Origin of the sequence: Candidatus Brachybacter algidus, assembly GCF_016707225.1 — a bacterium.
Lineage (GTDB): Bacteria > Bacteroidota > Bacteroidia > Chitinophagales > Saprospiraceae > Parvibacillus > Parvibacillus algidus.
The window spans coordinates 731726-749605 of sequence record NZ_JADJID010000003.1 but is presented as its reverse complement, the minus strand read 5'-3'; the positions used below and the strand labels follow the sequence as shown (position 1 = coordinate 749605).

Here is a 17880-nt window from a genome sequence, read left to right as displayed (position 1 = left end):
TTAAATTAATTATGATTTATATAAATAGTGTGACCCTTAAAAAAAACATATTCCATTTTGAAATAGATTTGGCCAATTAATTCTATATTAATGAGGATGTCGCCCCACTTAGTTTTTCAGTTAGGAGCAGCAAATAGAATAATTTTTCTAACCAAGTTATTGGCATTCTGTATATAGTTTCCCGTTACTTATTTCAAGTCTTGGTTTAAATGTCTCTTGGAATTGAACTCCATTGATTATTTAGTATTTTGTGATTTACAATTCCTTCACCATCACTTCCTTATACCATACCATATTTCCATGGTCCTGAATACAAATGTGACCTTTCTTGAATGCCCCAAAACCTGGCCATTGCTTGAATTTACTATTGGCGATCAATTCTATCCAGGCATCGTCCCACATAGTAGTTTGAACTACAGCTGTGCCATTGAGTTTGAAAGTAAGCGAACCATGATCACAGATGATCTCGGCATGATTCCATTCGCCAACAGGTTTAACTGTCTTTGTGGAGCAAGGGATCAGGTCGTATAAGTCACCGGCATGATGTTTGAATATCTTACCATCGGGATGGCCGTCATTGTCCAATACTTGCATTTCAGGACCTGTTTCATATGAAGCCTTATATTTCACAGAGTCATCTTGAACATAAAACATGACGCCACTATTGCCATTTTTTGAGATCTTCCAGTCATATTTTAAATGAAAGTTTTCATACTCCTTATCAGTTACTATGTCACCACCTTCCTTGATCTTCCAATCTGCTTTAGCCAAAGTATCCAAATATAACTCACCATCTTTGACTTTCCAGGCAGAGCCAACAGCGCCACCTCCATATTTATGCCAGCCTGCGGTAGTCTTACCGTCAAAAAGTTTAGTCCAGCCTTTTTCATTTTCTTGCATAGAGCAACTTATTAATGTGATGAGTAAGAGGGTGGAGAAGAGGATAGTTAGTTTGTTATGCATGTTATCTGGTTTTTTTAATTATAGTTTGTTTGAAAAAGACTCCCCCTAGCCCCCTCTGAGAGAGGGGGAAAGTCACCGCGGCTCGGGTAGAGTTAATCTAAGCCAAGGATTTTTCTATTCATTTTTTCGTCAGTACCCGAAGAAGCAAAGTCGTCGAATGCCTTGTCAGTGACAGGAATTATGTGATTTTTAATAAATTCAGCGCCTTCTTTCGCGCCTACTTCCGGATGTTTGATGCAACACTCCCATTCCATAATCGCCCACCCGGCAAAATCGTATTGTGTTAGTTTGCTGAAGATCGTTTTGAAATCTACCTGGCCATCACCCGGTGATCTGTATCTTCCTGCCCTGTTTAGCCAACTTTGATAGCCTCCGAAAGTGCCTTGCTTTCCTGTTGGATTAAATTCTGCATCCTTCACATGAAATGCCTTTATTCTTTCGTGATAGAAATCTATGTACTGAATATAATCCAATTGCTGAAGTACAAAGTGTGAAGGGTCATATAATAAGCAAGCTCTTGGATGATCATTAACTTCTTTGAGAAACATCTCATAGGTGATGCCATCAAATAGGTCTTCACCCGGATGGATCTCATAACAAACATCTATACCATGGTCCTCATAATAGTCCAGAATCGGTTTCCATCGTTTACCCAATTCCTTAAATCCTTCTTCTACTAACCCTGCAGGCCTTTGCGGCCAGGGGTGGAAGGTATGCCAAAGAAGAGATCCACTAAAAGTAGGTACAGCATTCAGACCTAAATTCTGAGAAGCTTTGGCTGCATATTTCAATTGTTGGACGGCCCACGCTTGTCTTTCTATAGGTTTATTTTTTAATTCTGTCGGAGCAAATCCTTCGAATAAAGCATCATAAGCAGGATGAACCGCCACGAGTTGACCTTGAAGATGGGTTGAAAGTTCAGAGATTTCCAAATTGAATTCGCCAACAATTTCTTTGATTTCATCGGCATAATCTTTGCTTTTGGCAGCTTTTTCAAGATCAATTAAACGAATATCCCATGTTGGAATCTGTACCGCTTTAAAACCTAATGATTCTGACCATTGACAAATGGATCTCAAATCATTGAACGGTGGCGCATCACTCATGAATTGAGCAAGGAAAATTCCGGGACCTTTAATGGTACGCATATGCAAATGATGAATGGTAAATTATAAATTATAATAATAAATGAAGATAGGAAAGAATTGGTAATTGAAAATGAATAATTGACTGGAAAAATTATGAACTTCATACTTATTGATAGCTACTACTGATAGTTCGGTTAAGATAAAAGTAGAGAAACCTAATGCGTAATTACTGATTCTATTCTATGTGAAGAGTTGGTTGAAATCTATCTCAACTTAGCCAAATAATCTGGTTTAGTAATCTTATAAACTAGACTTTCAGCTTGACCTTCCACATCATTAAGTTTATCAAAAAGGACCATTTCGCACTTTTCCAATACTTTAATTGATGCTAAGTGACCTGGCCTTACAATGGCAAATATTTCTTCTGTATTAAGCTGATCAAATCCAAATTCTATTGCCGCAAATGATAATTCAGTAGCATATCCTTTTCCCCAGGATTTTGCATCAAATCTATACCCAAGATTTAACTTAACTTCTTCACCATAAGATCTATCAGAAAGTCCGCCAACTCCCATGACTTGATCCGGATTACCTATCTCCCTGATAATCCATGCACTATAACCTGGATCCTTCCATTGATTTATTATTTCCTCAAATACTTTTTTTGCTTTCGCAAGGTCCATCGGGCCGGCCGGATTAAATAAATTAGTCTGAGGATCTGATTGTATCTCATAGAATCTATTGAAATCGGATTCAGTTGGTTTATCTAAAATTAATCTTTTGGTTCTCAGCATTTAATATTGTTATAATATTTAAAATTATAAGAAAATATCAAACTACAAGATATTTTTTGAAACTTCGGTGCAATTAAATTTATATTAATCAATTGATATCGCTCAACTTAAAGCTAGAAATCAGAAGTTTGTCCATAGATTGAAGCGAAGGTGCGAGAATTCTGATAATTGAGAATCTAAGGATTATTATCTGGGATAGAACCATTTTTTTCTGCCTGCACCGTAGATTTTCGTATTCCAGTTCTATGAATCTCGTTGATATATTGATCTTTTAAGTGATCGTAAAAGGAATGCCTGCTTGATGAGGAAGCGATTAAATTGGAAATTAATGCTGTCAACATAATGTAAAAAATCACGTTATGGCTGCTGGTCATTTCAAGGACCAAGATGGAAGACGTGAATGGACTTCGTGTGATACTGGTCAAAAAGCCGGTCATTCCACATAGGATTAGCAGATTTGTTTCGGTGCTTGTTACATTAAAAAATTCTGCAAAAACAGCACCTATGCTTGCTCCTGCACTGAGTGAAGGTGCGAATATACCACCGGCTGCACCAGTAGAAAAAGAAATTATAGGACCTAAAATTCTTAAAATTGGCAAGTACCATGATACATGTTTGTCATCAGTAAAAAGTGTATTTACCATTATTTCTTTACCGGAACCAAGTGTATATTTATCTAAAAAGGAGGCGAGTGAAGCAATTATTAGACCACAAATCGAAACATACAGAATTTTATGAAAATTGGTTTTAAGTACATTTTTCTTTTTTGATATATATAAAACAGCGCTGCCCATGCCGGTTCCAGCTACACCTGTTATAATTGCAATGGGGAGAATCAATAGGATGATCCAAGAAGAAATATTGCTTAGGTCAGGATAGCCTAAATACAGATAAGGTCCTAAGAAATTTAGTGCGGTGAGTCCAGCGATAATCACGCCAGTTAATAAAGCAGATTTAAAAAAACTAAAATGAATTTTGGTAAGTTCCTCGATAGCAAAAACTATACCACCTAAAGGTGTATTAAAGGCGGCTGCAAGACCTGCGGCAGCTCCTGTAACAATCATATTTCTCTTCGAAATCTTTGGATACCATGCGGGTAGAAAGTCATTGATTTTTTTGAAAATTGTTGCAGAGATTTGGATAGTAGGACCTTCTCTCCCAATGACACCTCCTCCAAAAACCATAATTAGGCTGGAAAGTATCTTGATGAAGATGACTTTAAGGCTGAGTAGCACATTTACTCTGTAAGAGTTAATTGGATTGGATAATTCTATTGCTGCGGTTACTTGAGGAATACCGCTTCCCCTTGCATATGGTGCATATCTCTGAACGATCCACCATGCCAATACAAAACAGATAGGAGTAATTATAAATAAAGCCCAACTTATGTTTTCGAAAATCAGATGCGTTCCGTATTCTGCCCATGAAAATAATTTTGCGTAAAGGACTGCGATAGAGCCGGATATAAATGCACCAATCCAAAAAGGCAAGGCGTTAAGTAGATTTTTCTTGAGCCTTTTGTTTGTTATTAAATCGAACTTGGATTTTAAGAATAGCCTTACTTTGTATAATAAATTCATGTGCAAAGATAATGTATAATAACAAAAGGATTGGATTTGCTTGTTAAAGAGAATGTTAAACGGCCGGGCCCCATAATAAGATTTCTCTTAGAAGTTGTAGAATGTTATTATTAAAATGGCTTTTGAATTGTGTCAACGGAATAGCTGGTAAAAAAAAGTCTTTAATCCACTTAAATTATTAACACATAAAGCGGTTGAAATGGCAGTAATTTTATATTATTGGTTCTAATTTACCTCTGGGTGTATGGGATTTAAACATAAAACATGAAGTATATTTTGTTCAGATTTAAAGGAATGCTTCTTTTGCTTCTTTGTACTTGGATTTCCATTTCCTTATCATATGGGCAAATCCATACCGCACTTTTTACCTCTTCCGACAAAGAAATAGAGGGCGCTTTTGAATGGGCCAAGGGTATGGCAATGAGCTACAAAGGGGAAGAAAATGATCATGTAGGGCCTTGGTATGAAGCAGCGCTCCCATCAAGATTTGCATTCTGCATGAGAGATGCTTCTCATCAATGTATTGGTGCCGAGATTTTGGGTTGGAGTGAACAAAATTTGAATATATTCTCGTTGTTTGCCAAGAATATTTCAGTCTCGAAAGATTGGTGCTCTTATTGGGAAATAAATAAATGGAATAAACCGGCTCCTGAAGACTACAGAAACGACAAAGAATTTTGGTATAATTTACCGGCTAATTTTGATCTTCTTTATGCAACATGGCGATTGTATCAATGGACAGGTAATAAGTCTTATATTGAAGAGCCCAATTTTATCTATTTTCAAGAAAAAACAGTTGATGATTACATTGATAAATGGGTATTATCGGCAGACTCATTGTTCTTTAGGCCAAGTCATGTAAATGTGCCGATTCCGTATAATGAGAAGGATTATTTTCATAGTTGCCGTGGGTTGCCATCTTATACAGAAGGGATTCCTGGTATGAAAATGGGAGCAGATCTTGTCGCAGCATTATACCGTGGTCTCATTACTTATTCTGATATTTTAAAGACAAAAGGTCAAACTGGGAAGGCCGACATATATGCTAGAAAGGCGGAACAGTATAGGAATTCCTTGGAAACGGAATGGTGGAGCAATGAAAATTCTCAATACTACTCATATTATTGTGATGATGGGAAGTTTAGGAATGATGAGCCGGGTACTTACTTACTTTGGTTTGATGCACTTAAGGATATCAAAAGGAAAAATCATACGGTAGAACAAATTATTACATCAAAAAGTAATGTGGAAAATATGTCATATTGGCCATATTTATTATACACTAATGGGAATTGGACAGAGGCAAGAAATATTATTCTTCGACTTTCAGACTCAACTACAGCTAGAAGGGAGTATCCGGAGGTCTCGTTTGGTGTACTGGAAGGTGTTGTTAAAGGCGCAATGGGTATTGATCCTGATGCGGAAGAGTATTCAATTAGTACTTTATCTAGGATCAATGGTGGCAACTCTGCGACTATATTAGATTTGCCAATCTTACAGACATTTGTGGATCTTAGTCATAGAAGTGATCATCAATCAGAAATGACTAATAAAGGGAAGAAGTCTTTTATTTGGAAAGCTAAATTTTCCGGAATTTATGCTTCGATAACAGTAGATAAATCTTCCGCCCCAGTAAATAAGGAGTTTGACAGTCAAGGCAAACCAATAACTTTTGTGATGGTGCCAATGGACCCTGGAAAACATGCATCAGTTGAGGCATTCAAATGAGATGGTAATTTTTTTATTTTTATAGGTTACTTCCATCTCTTTTTTTCAATTTTTCATTGTTTATTTAATCAAATTAAATCGGTCGTCACATCAACTGCAAAATGGCTCTATGAAATCTTCTAATTCTTTCATTTTTATAGGGGGTAATTTATTGTAAATTTCACGACCATTTTGTACTTGAGTTAAAATTTTGCTATCGATCATAATTTGCAAATGCCTTGAAATTGTCTGTCTTGATAATTTGATATTTACTAAAATAGCTGTTGGAGTAATAGCCTGAAGTGCAATCGAGGCAATATTTGCTCGTCGACTTGGGTCCGCCAGTGCCTGAAATGCATATCCTCTTATTTCCATAATACAGCAACTTGACCTCATAAAATAATTTATAGACTTTTTAACCAATAAATTTATAAATATGCCTGGTGTATTAATCTATGTGCTTAAAGCAGCAAAAAGAAAAATTTTGAGTTGTGCCGAAAGGTGTCACATGATCATGAGTTTTGCATTGAATTGATGTAAATGCTTCGATGAAGCATTTGGATAATTGGTCTGTACTATAATTCTTGATATCCAGTCCACTGCATTTCTGTGGGCCGTTTTCTGAGAAAGTCCCTAAAATCAAATATCCATTGACATATTTATTCACAGTATCAAGGTATTTTTTTATTTCTAACTCGTTGGTTAAGAAATGAAAGGCGGCTCGATCGTGCCAGAGATCAAAATTTGAATGTGGTATATATTCATTAATGTCGCTGACGATCCAGTTAATTTTTTCAGCTCGGCTTCCCAGCCTCTTTTTTGCTCTTTCTATAGCTGTTGAAGAAATATCTAATATCGTGATATTTATAAAACCCTTGTCCAATAAATAATCGACAAAATTACTGTCACCACCACCAATGTCTATAATGCTTGCATTCTTGCTCAGACCTATTGAATGTATGAATTCAAGGGATATTTCTGGAATTACTTGTGTCCAACTTACTTGATCGGGTGTTTTAGTTTCATAGATTTTTTCCCAGTGTAATTTATTTGATATGCTCATAGATCGCAGTATTACTAGAGTTTGAGTAAGAATATTGGTGGTTCTTAAGCTTTAATTAGCATTTTAAGTATAATTCTGTTTCACAAATTTAGTTCAGAATACCTACACAATATAATTTGTCGTATGTTTGCACGGGCAATATAGCCTAAATCATTTAATTTAATTAGTAATGTACAGCGGAGTTGTAAAATTTTTCAATTCAGAGAAAGGCTTTGGTTTTATCGTAGATAGTAGTTCCAAAGAAGAATTCTTTGTTCATGTTTCAGGCCTTATTGACGATGTCGCAGAAGGAGATTCAGTAACTTTTGATACTGAAAAGGGAAGAAAAGGTATGAATGCAATCAATGTAAAGTTAGCGTAAGCCTTTAATTTTGCCCGTATCAGTTTGGGTTGTTTTGGTCGATTGACTTAACTTCCCAAACTGATTTTTTTTTTTGGAGTATTTTATAAAATAGCTTCAAATTTGTAATTGTTGGTCCTTCAAATCTTTTCATAGAGTATTTTCGAGATAGATTTTACCGTGTTTGGGAGCAAATTTCATTGTAACTCAGACTGGCTTTTCTTGTTTGGTCTAATGCCTTCAATTACTTGAATCACTTAAAGAATATTAAATCTTTGTAAACTCATTGCTTATTCAGTCTTTTAACCGAATAAATATCTGTCCGACGGTCTTTCAAATTACGGACGCTTCCAAACTGATTTAATTCTCTCAATAGATCTAAATCAACATCAGCGATAAGGATCATTTCACTATTTGGTGTTGCTTCAGCTTTGATACCATTCGTTGGGAATGAAAAGTCACAAGGGGTGAATACCATCGATTGAGCATATTGAATGTCCATATTGTGCACCTTTGGAAGATTGCCGACGCTGCCGGCAATAGCCACATAACATTCATTTTCTATTGCTCTGGCTTGCGCGCAATTTCTTACTCTGGAATATCCACTTTGAGTATCTGTTAAGAAAGGAACAAACAAAATATCAATACCATCTTCCGCTAAAATCCTACCCAATTCAGGAAATTCTACATCATAACAAATTAATATTCCAATCCTTCCACAATCAGTATCATAAGTCTGAATCGATTGTCCACCCTGCATACCCCATACTTTGGCTTCATCAGGTGTGACATGTAATTTTTCATAACGTTCTACTCCACCATCCCTCTTGCATAGGTATCCTGCATTATACAAGTTATTATTCACGATTTCAGGCATGCTGCCTGTTATGATGTTTATGTTGTATGAAATAGCCAACTCTGCGAATCGCTTAGTTATAGCTTCTGTGTAAGTAGCCAATTGACGTATAGCATCCGGTTCTGAGAGGTGATTATATTCAGACATTAAAGGAGCATTAAAAAACTCAGGGAATAATGCAAAATCTGCTCTGTAGCCTGACACAGCGTCAATAAAGTATTCCGCCTGCTGCATTAATTCTTCAAAGTTCTTATAAAGCCTCATTTGCCACTGGATCAAACCAAGTCTGATTACCGTCTTCTTGATATTGGCGGAATTAGTTTTTTTCTCATAATAAACATTATCCCATTCCAGCAAAACTGCATATTCTTTGGATTCTTTATCTCCTTCGAGATATCCTTTCAAAACCCGCATCGGGTGAAAATCATTTGACATCTGAAAGTCCAAAACTGGATCGTGGATTTCCTTGTTTCTTACATTATCAATGTATTGGCGTGGAGTCATCGTAGCGGAATATTGATGATAATTCGGAATACGTCCACCGAAAACTATTCCTTTCAGATTCAGTTTTTCACATAGTTCTTTCCGGTAATCATACAGTCTTCTACCTAATCTCAAACCACGAAATTTAGGACTCACGAAGACATCTATACCATAAAGTTTATCTCCAAGAGCAGTATGAGTATTAAATGAATATGCTCCAGTGATCTCGCTGTATGTATGCTTATCATCATATTTGGAATAATCCACTATAATTGATAAGGCACAAGCTGCCAGCTGATTATCTATTTTAATGCCTACCTGACCTTCAGGGAATTTTTCTATGAGAGATTTGATGTGATGTTCTTTCCAATAAGCATTAGGCATGTGAGAGTAAACTTCCTTCATCACATCTCTAATCTCATCATAGTCCTCCATTTTTAGAAAAACAAGTTCAATATTATCGATTGAATGAGTATCATTTTTATTGTCCATGATATATTTTATTTGTTTTGAGTTACGCTCGTAAAAAGTGAGATTCCAAATTTTACAAGTAATTACAACAACTCATACATTTAGATTGAATGATGATGCAAAGGTACAAAATATTAAGTGAGAAGGTGAGAAGAGGTGAGGAGGTGAGGAGGTGAGAAGGTGAGAAGGTGAGGGGGTGAGAGGGAAAGAACACTAACGTGAGTTCAAAGATTGGAGGCGATTATTGTTGATTGTGGTGAGAGGGGGGGGAGGGGAAAAGAGAGGTAGAATAAAGTATTTTCTGAAAACGCTATTACTCATTATCCATTACTCATTGATAATTGGAGTTAAAATGTAAGTGTGATAGAATAAATGTCAAAATTATTCAACCAAGTAGCGTTCATTTTCTAAGTCTACCCATTACTCTGATTTGGTTAGGTTATTCATAAATAGGTTCATTTCCTTCAGCCATTTTCCTCACATTTTCCAACACTCGTTTCATATAAGTTTTCCAGAAGGTGTTTGTAAAAAGCCAGTTGAGCGGATAGAAAAGCGGATTTCCTGAATGCATTGTGTAAGTGTAATCGATTTGAATCTTATTGGGTTCAAGTTCAGTAGTCTGCCATTCTCCAGTAAATTTTGTAAAACCGAGCATCCAGGCTTGAAAATTGCTCACTTCGATCTTCCAATATTTATTTTCGATGCGTTCCAGGACAGTATCATTCGATGCCCAACCACCTTTTTGAGTCAGCGACTTTGCCGCATATACTTTTTTTGAAAAACCGATTTTTCCCCAATTTTCATCATCTGTAGTATGGGTGACGGCAGGCATGATTCCATAACCAGTGTGGACTTTCGCGACATCACAAAGCATTGGTGTCTTAAAGGCTCGTTCGAGGGAACAATGGTAGATAGTTGAAACGGAGATTTGGAATGTCAAATTATTTGCTTTTGATATCGTAAATTTAAAAAATTACTTAATGTATAAATATTAGGAAGATTAGTTTCAAATTTAGTTTGAAAGAAAAAATACTCATGGAAAAGATTTACTTTAGAAAAATCTTTTCAATGAGTATTTTTTATCTTTATTCTTGATGTCAAATATTACATACTTAAAGCACTATTGCTGCGATGTAGTCTTCTTATGATCTTTGTCATTTTCGTGTGTATTTTTTCTAATCGGCACTGGCAAAACTCCAGCCATTTCACTGATTATGTTGATCAATTCACTTCCGGATGGAACTACAATTTTTGCATTTGACATTAAAGAATTTTCAACAGCTTCCAATTTTCTTAATAATTGAGCATTTCCTGTAAAAAATTCATCAGCAGCAACGTTCACCAACTTTATAGCCTCAGCTTCTCCTTCTGCGTGCAATACTTTTGCTCTTTTATAACCTTCAGCTTCTTTTATTTTAGCTCTCTTTACCCCATCAGCAACAGTCTCTGCGGCAGTTGCATAATCTATAGCAGCAATCTTTTCATTTTCAGCCTTAACTACTTTCCCCGCGGCTGAACGTAAAGTTAGCGTGCCAATAATATTCCTAAGAGTAGTACGAGCAAGATTCACGATCTGTAATCTGTAGTTATTTACATTGTACAAAGAGCTTTTTACATTTTCTTCACCTTCTATTACTCTGAAGTAAATCTGTGCATCTACACTGGCATTAAGGTTATCGTTCGTGATAATTTCCTGAGGTTGTGCATCTACCATCTGCTCTGTAATATTCACAATGTACATCTTGTCGATAAATGGTATAATCCAATGAAAGCCTGGATTGGCAAACTTCGAGTATTTACCCAACCGTTCGATCAACCCTCTATGAGTTGGGCGAACGATCTTGACACCTGCAAAAAATAATAGTATCAGTGCCGCTAAATAAATTGGTATTTGTTCCTGGAAATAGGGGGCGGCGTCTTTTAATCTCTTTGTTTCGATTTAATAGTTATTTATTAAAGCGAATTTATTAATAAGTAAATCGAACAGATAATTCAAATTTGTTGCTTTATTAGATAAAAATGAATTTGAAAAAATGTGTTCGTATAAACTGGCAATATAAATTTGTTTAATGCAGGCTGAAATAAGAATAGTTGATCATGTTTGGAAATTATGATATCTAAATTTAACCTATTAATCTTTATTTTTGTGGCATTATTTTAATCTATTCTATTTTATCTATATCTAATTTATTTTATAAATTTTTCTCTTTTTTTTTTATTCTCCCCCCCCGTGTTTTAATGAAAAAAATTAATTTTAGAAAGGTTTAGATAAATCTGATATTAAATCTATGGGGGTAATAGAGTGCTGAGTGACCTCAGAACAGCAATTAAAAATTTTGGAATGCATTATTTGTTGATTATCTGGTTTTTAAAAATGATGGTGTTTAATATAATTTAGTGCTTCTAGTAATTCACCGCTAAACCCACTCCAAATCCCATATCACTATCGTAATGTGTCCGAATACCAATGTTTTTATTTACAATATAGCCTAGATCCACCATATATTCCTTATCAGTATTAACCATAAATCCAAATCGTAATCTTTTAGAAATGGGTATGTCTTCTCTCATTATTTGTAAGCGGACATCTCCGTTGTGATAAACTTCCGTCTGAAAAATTAGAAGCATGGGCAGTGTATAATCAAAGCCAGCGCTAAATAGCTTGCGATTGTCCTTATAAACGCCATTCTGTCCCAATACTCCAGCGACGCCTGAAACCATACCACATATCCGAAGATTAACGGAAATTGATTGCTTTCTTTTTGTAATTTTAACATCGAGTACAAAATGTGGCAATGAAAAAACCAATCACCATCAATGTTAGCTGCAAATTCAATAGTATCTGTTTCCATTGGCATGATGCCCAGCGTTTTAGTGGGCATATGCACCTGACCATTTAACAAAAATCATGACCATGCAGGTGCAAAGGTGTCTCATAGATTATTGTAAAGACTATACGAACCGTTTCACCTTTTTTAATGAAATTTGTCGCATGTCCATACTCCCGAACGTTTCTGTTTCCGTTAAATCAAATCGCATTTCATTAATAGGTGCAGTTGGCGCCAAGGTCTTTAGTTTGCATTAGGCCATGAGAATGGTACCAATGCGTCCCATTTTAATAATTGGAAACGATAAGTAAAGGTTTCTCCGGTTTGATAGGCATGTGTAAGATAAGGCACTCCATCTCCTTGTTGGGTACATTGTTTTTTTTTTTTTTTTTTTTCCCCAATTTTCCCCCCCAACCCGTAAGTGGGGCCGGTGGCCCCCCCGCCGTTTTTTTCCCGAAACCCCCGTTATTTTTTAAAAAAAAAACAGCCCCAGTACTTTTTTCCAAGATACTAACAATAAAGCTATTACGTGGCAGATTTTCTTACTCATTTTCCAATCGATTTATCATTTTTTAATTTCTTCAATTTCTTTCTTTGGGCAGCAATGATCTCACCAGCCAATTTTTTGACCTCAGGATCTTTTATATCAGCCCGCTCGCTGGTAAGAATGGCAATTGAATGATGAGGGATCATGCCTTTCATATAAAGGACGTCACCATTACGGGTTTTTTTTGCCCCCCCACCGGGCCCAGGGCCCCCCCCAGAACCCCCGGGCCAATGAGAATTGCCATATTTTTTTCTATCAATATACATTCCTTTCATTATAAGCAGCATAATCACACCCATTACAGAGATACCCAAACAAGCCATGTAAAATCGTGTCATGCTAAAATAAACATGGTCCAAAGCATATGTATTCAAGTACATTGTAACATACATAGCCATAAAAGATAGTGCTAACATAATAAAGAATTTGGTATAGCTATTTCCGCTTTTCTTTTTTATCGATTCCATTATTTTTGTTTTTAAAGGTTAGATTGTATTTAATGGCAAGACTTTTTTATTAATAGTTAGTTGAAAATACGTTGAGAAGTTAAATTTATAATTTAATATTTTTCAATCGCAAAGAATTAGCAATTACTGAAACTGAACTGAAACTCATCGCTGCGGCTGCTATCATTGGGGAAAGAAGTAAACCGAAAAATGGATACAATATACCAGCTGCAATTGGTATACATAATGCATTGTAGCCAAAAGCAAAAAGCAGGTTTTGTTTAATGTTTAGCATGACTTTATGACTAAGGTTTTTTGCTTTTGCAATGCCCATCAAATCACCTTTTAACAAAGTAATTTTTGCACTTTCGATTGCCACGTCTGTTCCTGTACCCATCGCTATGCCAATGTCTGCCTGCGCAAGTGCAGGTGCGTCGTTGATACCATCGCCTGCCATTGCCACGATTTTACCCTGAGCTTGAAGTTTCTTAATTTCCTCCATTTTATCCTGAGGTAAACACTCTGCTTTAAAATGAGTTAGGTTCAAATCAACGGCAACAGCTTTCGCCGTATTGTGATTATCGCCCGTGAGCATGATTACTTCCACCCCATCATCCAGTAATTTTTGGATAGCATTTTTACTACTTGCTTTTATTGCGTCAGAAATGACTAAAAAACCCTCTAATTTCCCATCAATTGCAAAATAAGAAACGGTTTTTCCTTTTTTCTGCTCGTTTACGATTTGTTGCTTTTGATCTTCTCCAACGGCTACATTTTTATCTTGCATCAGTTTTTCGTTACCAATAACAATGCTTTTACCTTCTAGCATCCCCATAACACCTTTTCCCGATATAGCTTCAAATTCGGATATGGTTTTAATTGCCAACTCTTTGTCCTTTGCCTTTTTTACAATGGCTTCTGCTAATGGGTGTTCACTTTGTGCATTGATTGATGCTGCCAATATCAAGAGTTCATCCTCAGAAAAAAGCTGAAAAGAATGAATTATCTCCAATGACGGTTTGCCTTCAGTAATCGTTCCGGTTTTGTCGGTAATCAACACATCTACTTTATCCATTTTTTCCAGAGCTTCTGCATCTTTAATCAATACACCATTTTGGGCACCTTTACCTACGCCTACCATTACACTCATGGGAGTTGCCAAGCCCAGAGCGCAAGGACAAGCTATAATTAATACTGCCAAGGCATTTACAAAAGCATATACATATGAAGGTTCAGGTCCTAAAAATTTCCAAATTAAGAATGTACTTAAGGAAATTAACATTACTATCGGAACGAAATATTTTGAAATGGTGTCTGCCAACTTTTGGATAGGGGCTTTGCTTCGACTGGCATCATTCACCATTTTAATAATCTGGGCAAGCAGGGTTTCATCGCCAACTTTTTCGGCCTTAAAGATAAAAGATCTATTGCCGTTTATAGTGCCCGAACTTACCTTGTCATTTACAGTTTTTTCAACAGGAATTGGTTCACCAGTAATCATGGATTCATCTATGTTGCTGCTACCATCAGTTATACTGCCATCCACAGGGATTTTATCTCCCGGCTTCACGCGCAACAAATCTCCAACCTTAATATCGTGAATTGAAATAGTTTTTTCAACGCCATTTTCAACCAAAATAGCCTGTGTAGGTGATAATTTTAATAATGCTTTTATAGCTCCATTCGTTTGGCTATGCGCCCTTGCCTCTAGTACTTGACCCAATAATACCAAGGTAAGAATCACAGTTACTGCTTCGAAATAAAGATAAACACTGCCATCATGATTTTTGAACTGGTCCGGAAATATACTGGGGAAAAGTAATGCCACCACACTAAAAATAAATGCGGCTCCTGCACCAACTCCAATGAGGCTGAACATATTTAGATTCCATGTTTTGAAGGAATTCCATGCTCTTTCGAAAAACATCCAACATGCATAAAAAACTACGGGTAGAGACAACGCAAATTGGAGCCAATTTTTAAAATTTACGCTAAGCCAACTATTTAAAGGATTGTTTGGTATCATTTCTCCCATTACTAGTATGAAAATGGGTAAGGTAAATGCTACAGCAATTTTAAATTTTCTAACAAGTTTTTGATATGTTTTATTTTCTGCATCCTCAGGGATCAAAGGCACGAGATCCATTCCACAGATTGAACAATTTCCGGGGCCATCTTCCATTATTTCGGGGTGCATAGGACAGGTGTATTGTGTGCTTTTGACCACACTTGCTTGTTGCAACAGATCCATTCCACAGACGGGACAGTCTCCTGCTTTAGCGTACATTTTATTACCTTCACAGTGCATTGGGCAATAATATTTCCCGTCATTATTGGGTTTTGGAATATGCTTTTCTAATGGTTTTTCTTCCATTGTTTCGTGCATCGACCCAATACTATATTTTCCACCATCATTTTCCAAAGCGTCTTTAAAAGCGGCTAGAGGAATATGTCTATCCATTTCTATAGTAGCCGATTTCTCTTCAAGACTTACTTCTATTTTGGTTACACCCTCAACTTCGCTGAGCGTTTTTAGGACATGATTGCGACAGCCGTTGCAGCTCATTCCTGATATTTGGTATGTATGTGTCATTATTTTTTTTTGAAAATTAATTAAAATGGACTAGAGTATCTTAAATCAGAAGTCAACTCGTTTTAATTGATTGTGTTATTTTTTTACCATGCTGTGACAATAAACTAATTAAGTATAAAATAGTTAGCTGTAAATAGATTGTACAGGTTGTTATTCTTGTGAAATTGTTGTTATTCTTTCATAATTTAACCCTATAATAATTTTTCAACCTCTGAATTCCGCGTTACATTCAGGACTTCCATATAAATACCTAAGGCGCTTATGGGTTGCATGGACTGATAGCACGAAAATTCCTAATTCTACTACTTTACCTTCACCACCGGATAAACATTAGCCCATGGCTCCCCATACTTAGAGCGCTCATATATAAAATTCAATTGGCCAAAAGCATTGGTTTTAAGTGCTGGGTCAGCCTCGATGGCCTTATCGAGTGCTGTGCGGAGGGAAGGATCCTTTTTAAGTAATTCGGCAGCTTCATCTTCAAAAACATAATCTGAAAATCCTTCTTTTCTATTTAATATACCATCAAAGAAATTCCAATTGAAATATGAGTCGGTGGCTTGAGGTTCCAGCGTTTCTACGATGTATCTTTTGGCTCGTTGATCTGTTGGAATAATGTAATCCCCTTTCAAAAATTGTTTTGTGACTTCAATCGGCTCCACTTGTGTATTGTAATGTCCAAAATGACTTTCGTAAGGATTTTTAATGCTCTCTGTTTTTATAATTTTGTAAGCCTGACCTTTTATCACAGTGTCCTGACCGATTTTAACCATTTTTACACCATTCATCTTCATTCTTTCTACTACCTTATAATAGGCTTGCGGTAAAATATAAGAAGTCGGCACATCGACCATTGTTGTTGCATTGGCATACCCATAATATGGCACCTTCCATGTAACAGGTTTATCTCTGAAATATTTTAAGCGAGGCAGACCTGAAACTTCACTGTTGACATAAGCATAGTCATAACCTTTGAAATTGAAAGTATCATTTTTGGTCTTGTCCATTTCCCATGCGACAGGCATTTTTTGTGCCACTTTCATGTCGCGTATTGCTTTAGCACGTTCTATTTTAATTGAAACATAATTTTCAGCATTGTATTCGATCATCGACATCATGAATGCATAAGTTGCCTTAACACGTTGATCATAAAGTTTCAACATATGTGTTTCGGGTACAAAACAAAATGATTGAAACAAACTGCCGTAACCTGAAGCATAGCGGGGACTATCAATGAATCCCGGTAGTCCTTTGTCGGGTGTTGTCCCCCAAACATTGACATATGGGCACATCGGAAACGATTTTATATCCATCCTTTTATAAAGATCAGTCAGCATTTGTGTTCGTAGAAATGCTGCTTGTCCATAACCCAGTTTGTCAGGATGGCTCGCCAGCATTGTCATAGTATATGTATAGTCTGCGCCATTGGAGACATGATTATCAATAAAGATCTCAGGATCCCATTTGGTGTAGAGTTCTGAGAAACTCATGGCATTTTTTGTATCACATTTGATAAAGTCGCGATTGAGGTCGAGGTTCTGACCATTGCCACGGAATCCGTATTCCGCAGGGCCATTCTGACTCGCTCTAAGTGAAGAATTTCTGACCAAAGCTCCATCGATGTTGTATACAGGAATGATGACAAGCACCAGCCTTTCTAATAAAGCTGCTTTTTTGGGGTCAGTGAGAATATCCTGAACTAACCAAAGCGTGGCATCGATACCATCCGGTTCGCCGGGATGTATGCCATTGTTTATAAAAAGGACGTTTTTCTTTCTTCTACGCGCATCTCCCGGATTAAAATCGCTATTGATATCTACGATTACTTCATGAAGTGGAATTCCGACATCCGTCATGCCGACTTCATTTACCTGGATCCTTTTGTCTTTTGCCGCCATAGCTTTATATAATTCAATGGCTTTGGCATAAGTAACGGAGCGATTTGCTTCGACTTCTTTCTTGAAAGGGTAGGGGGTAAAGGACTCCTGAGCTGAAAGAATATTAAATGTCAAAAAAGTAGCAATAATTATAGCAGAAAACTTGTTCATGGAAGCGTATTTAGATTTAGGTGCAAGTTAGAAAAATATGAAAAGTTTTAAGGTTAAAAAGTGAGGAGGTGAG

Annotated in this window: 13 protein-coding genes and 2 pseudogenes; 2 read left to right on the top strand and 13 right to left on the bottom strand. The window is 36.5% G+C overall.

The genetic code is table 11. The features are described from left to right. Positions 1-255 precede the first annotated feature (255 nt). The 4 genes from IPI15_RS12990 to IPI15_RS12975 form a co-directional block, all read right to left on the bottom strand. Entirely contained in the window at positions 256-963 is a 708-nt protein-coding gene (locus tag IPI15_RS12990) for a 3-keto-disaccharide hydrolase (RefSeq protein WP_287420592.1), read from the bottom strand. Between the two features lie 92 nt (positions 964-1055). After that, positions 1056-2111: a sugar phosphate isomerase/epimerase family protein gene (locus tag IPI15_RS12985; RefSeq protein ID WP_287420590.1), complete on the bottom strand. Its 1056-nt coding sequence runs from the start codon at positions 2109-2111 to the stop codon at positions 1056-1058. Between the two features lie 203 nt (positions 2112-2314). Then, positions 2315-2845, bottom strand: a complete 531-nt coding sequence (locus tag IPI15_RS12980) for a GNAT family N-acetyltransferase (protein WP_287420588.1) — start codon at positions 2843-2845, stop codon at positions 2315-2317. Positions 2846-3021: 176 nt separating this feature from the next. After that, a complete protein-coding gene (locus tag IPI15_RS12975; protein ID WP_287420587.1) occupies positions 3022-4425 on the bottom strand; it encodes a chloride channel protein in 1404 nt (467 codons plus the stop codon). A 264-nt stretch (positions 4426-4689) separates the two neighbouring features. Between IPI15_RS12975 and IPI15_RS12970 the strand changes: the two genes are divergently transcribed. Then, on the top strand, positions 4690-6153 hold the full coding sequence (locus tag IPI15_RS12970) for a hypothetical protein (RefSeq protein ID WP_287420585.1): 1464 nt from the start codon (positions 4690-4692) through the stop codon (positions 6151-6153). A gap of 90 nt (positions 6154-6243) precedes the next feature. Here IPI15_RS12970 and IPI15_RS12965 read toward each other — a convergent pair whose 3' ends face one another. Beyond that, the gene (locus IPI15_RS12965; protein WP_287420583.1) at positions 6244-6507 is read right to left on the bottom strand and encodes an ArsR/SmtB family transcription factor; all 264 of its coding nucleotides are present in this window, start codon (positions 6505-6507) and stop codon (positions 6244-6246) included. Positions 6508-6580: 73 nt separating this feature from the next. Next, positions 6581-7195, bottom strand: a complete 615-nt coding sequence (locus IPI15_RS12960) for a class I SAM-dependent methyltransferase (RefSeq protein WP_287420582.1) — start codon at positions 7193-7195, stop codon at positions 6581-6583. A 169-nt stretch (positions 7196-7364) separates the two neighbouring features. Here IPI15_RS12960 and IPI15_RS12955 point away from each other — a divergent pair, with 169 nt between their 5' ends. Then, positions 7365-7556 carry a cold-shock protein gene (locus IPI15_RS12955; protein ID WP_287403483.1) on the top strand — a complete coding sequence of 64 codons (192 nt, stop codon included), beginning with the start codon at positions 7365-7367 and terminating at the stop codon, positions 7554-7556. 262 nt (positions 7557-7818) lie between these two features. Here the strand turns inward: IPI15_RS12955 and IPI15_RS12950 are convergent, their stop codons facing one another. From IPI15_RS12950 to IPI15_RS12920, 7 genes and pseudogenes are all read right to left on the bottom strand, one after another. Continuing rightward, a complete protein-coding gene (locus IPI15_RS12950; protein WP_287420580.1) occupies positions 7819-9366 on the bottom strand; it encodes a GNAT family N-acetyltransferase in 1548 nt (515 codons plus the stop codon). 418 nt (positions 9367-9784) lie between these two features. Beyond that, positions 9785-10285, bottom strand: a complete 501-nt coding sequence (locus tag IPI15_RS12945; protein WP_287420578.1) for an SRPBCC family protein — start codon at positions 10283-10285, stop codon at positions 9785-9787. Positions 10286-10465: 180 nt separating this feature from the next. Beyond that, positions 10466-11212, bottom strand: coding sequence for an SPFH domain-containing protein (locus IPI15_RS12940; RefSeq protein ID WP_353845306.1), 747 nt, complete (start codon positions 11210-11212; stop codon positions 10466-10468). A 536-nt stretch (positions 11213-11748) separates the two neighbouring features. Then, positions 11749-12325, bottom strand: a pseudogene (locus IPI15_RS12935) (multicopper oxidase domain-containing protein); the annotation flags it as partial. Positions 12326-12715: 390 nt separating this feature from the next. Next, a pseudogene (locus IPI15_RS12930) lies at positions 12716-13187 on the bottom strand (DUF305 domain-containing protein). Positions 13188-13272: 85 nt separating this feature from the next. After that, on the bottom strand, positions 13273-15759 hold the full coding sequence (locus IPI15_RS12925) for a heavy metal translocating P-type ATPase (RefSeq protein WP_287420575.1): 2487 nt from the start codon (positions 15757-15759) through the stop codon (positions 13273-13275). A gap of 302 nt (positions 15760-16061) precedes the next feature. Further along, positions 16062-17807: a M14 family zinc carboxypeptidase gene (locus IPI15_RS12920; RefSeq protein WP_287420573.1), complete on the bottom strand. Its 1746-nt coding sequence runs from the start codon at positions 17805-17807 to the stop codon at positions 16062-16064. Between the last annotated feature and the right edge of the window lie 73 nt (positions 17808-17880).

Excerpts from the sequence above, each read along its gene's own strand:
- IPI15_RS12985 (WP_287420590.1), bottom strand. The coding sequence starts at position 2,111 with ATGCGTACCATTAAAGGTCCCGGAATTTTCCTTGCTCAATTCATGAGT.
- IPI15_RS12970 (WP_287420585.1), top strand. The coding sequence starts at position 4,690 with ATGAAGTATATTTTGTTCAGATTTAAAGGAATGCTTCTTTTGCTTCTT.
- IPI15_RS12960 (WP_287420582.1), bottom strand. The coding sequence starts at position 7,195 with ATGAGCATATCAAATAAATTACACTGGGAAAAAATCTATGAAACTAAA.
- IPI15_RS12990 (WP_287420592.1), bottom strand. The coding sequence starts at position 963 with ATGCATAACAAACTAACTATCCTCTTCTCCACCCTCTTACTCATCACA.
- IPI15_RS12955 (WP_287403483.1), top strand. The coding sequence starts at position 7,365 with ATGTACAGCGGAGTTGTAAAATTTTTCAATTCAGAGAAAGGCTTTGGT.
- IPI15_RS12925 (WP_287420575.1), bottom strand. The coding sequence starts at position 15,759 with ATGACACATACATACCAAATATCAGGAATGAGCTGCAACGGCTGTCGC.
- IPI15_RS12965 (WP_287420583.1), bottom strand. The coding sequence starts at position 6,507 with ATGGAAATAAGAGGATATGCATTTCAGGCACTGGCGGACCCAAGTCGA.
- IPI15_RS12950 (WP_287420580.1), bottom strand. The coding sequence starts at position 9,366 with ATGGACAATAAAAATGATACTCATTCAATCGATAATATTGAACTTGTT.
- IPI15_RS12920 (WP_287420573.1), bottom strand. The coding sequence starts at position 17,807 with ATGAACAAGTTTTCTGCTATAATTATTGCTACTTTTTTGACATTTAAT.
- IPI15_RS12980 (WP_287420588.1), bottom strand. The coding sequence starts at position 2,845 with ATGCTGAGAACCAAAAGATTAATTTTAGATAAACCAACTGAATCCGAT.
- IPI15_RS12975 (WP_287420587.1), bottom strand. The coding sequence starts at position 4,425 with ATGAATTTATTATACAAAGTAAGGCTATTCTTAAAATCCAAGTTCGAT.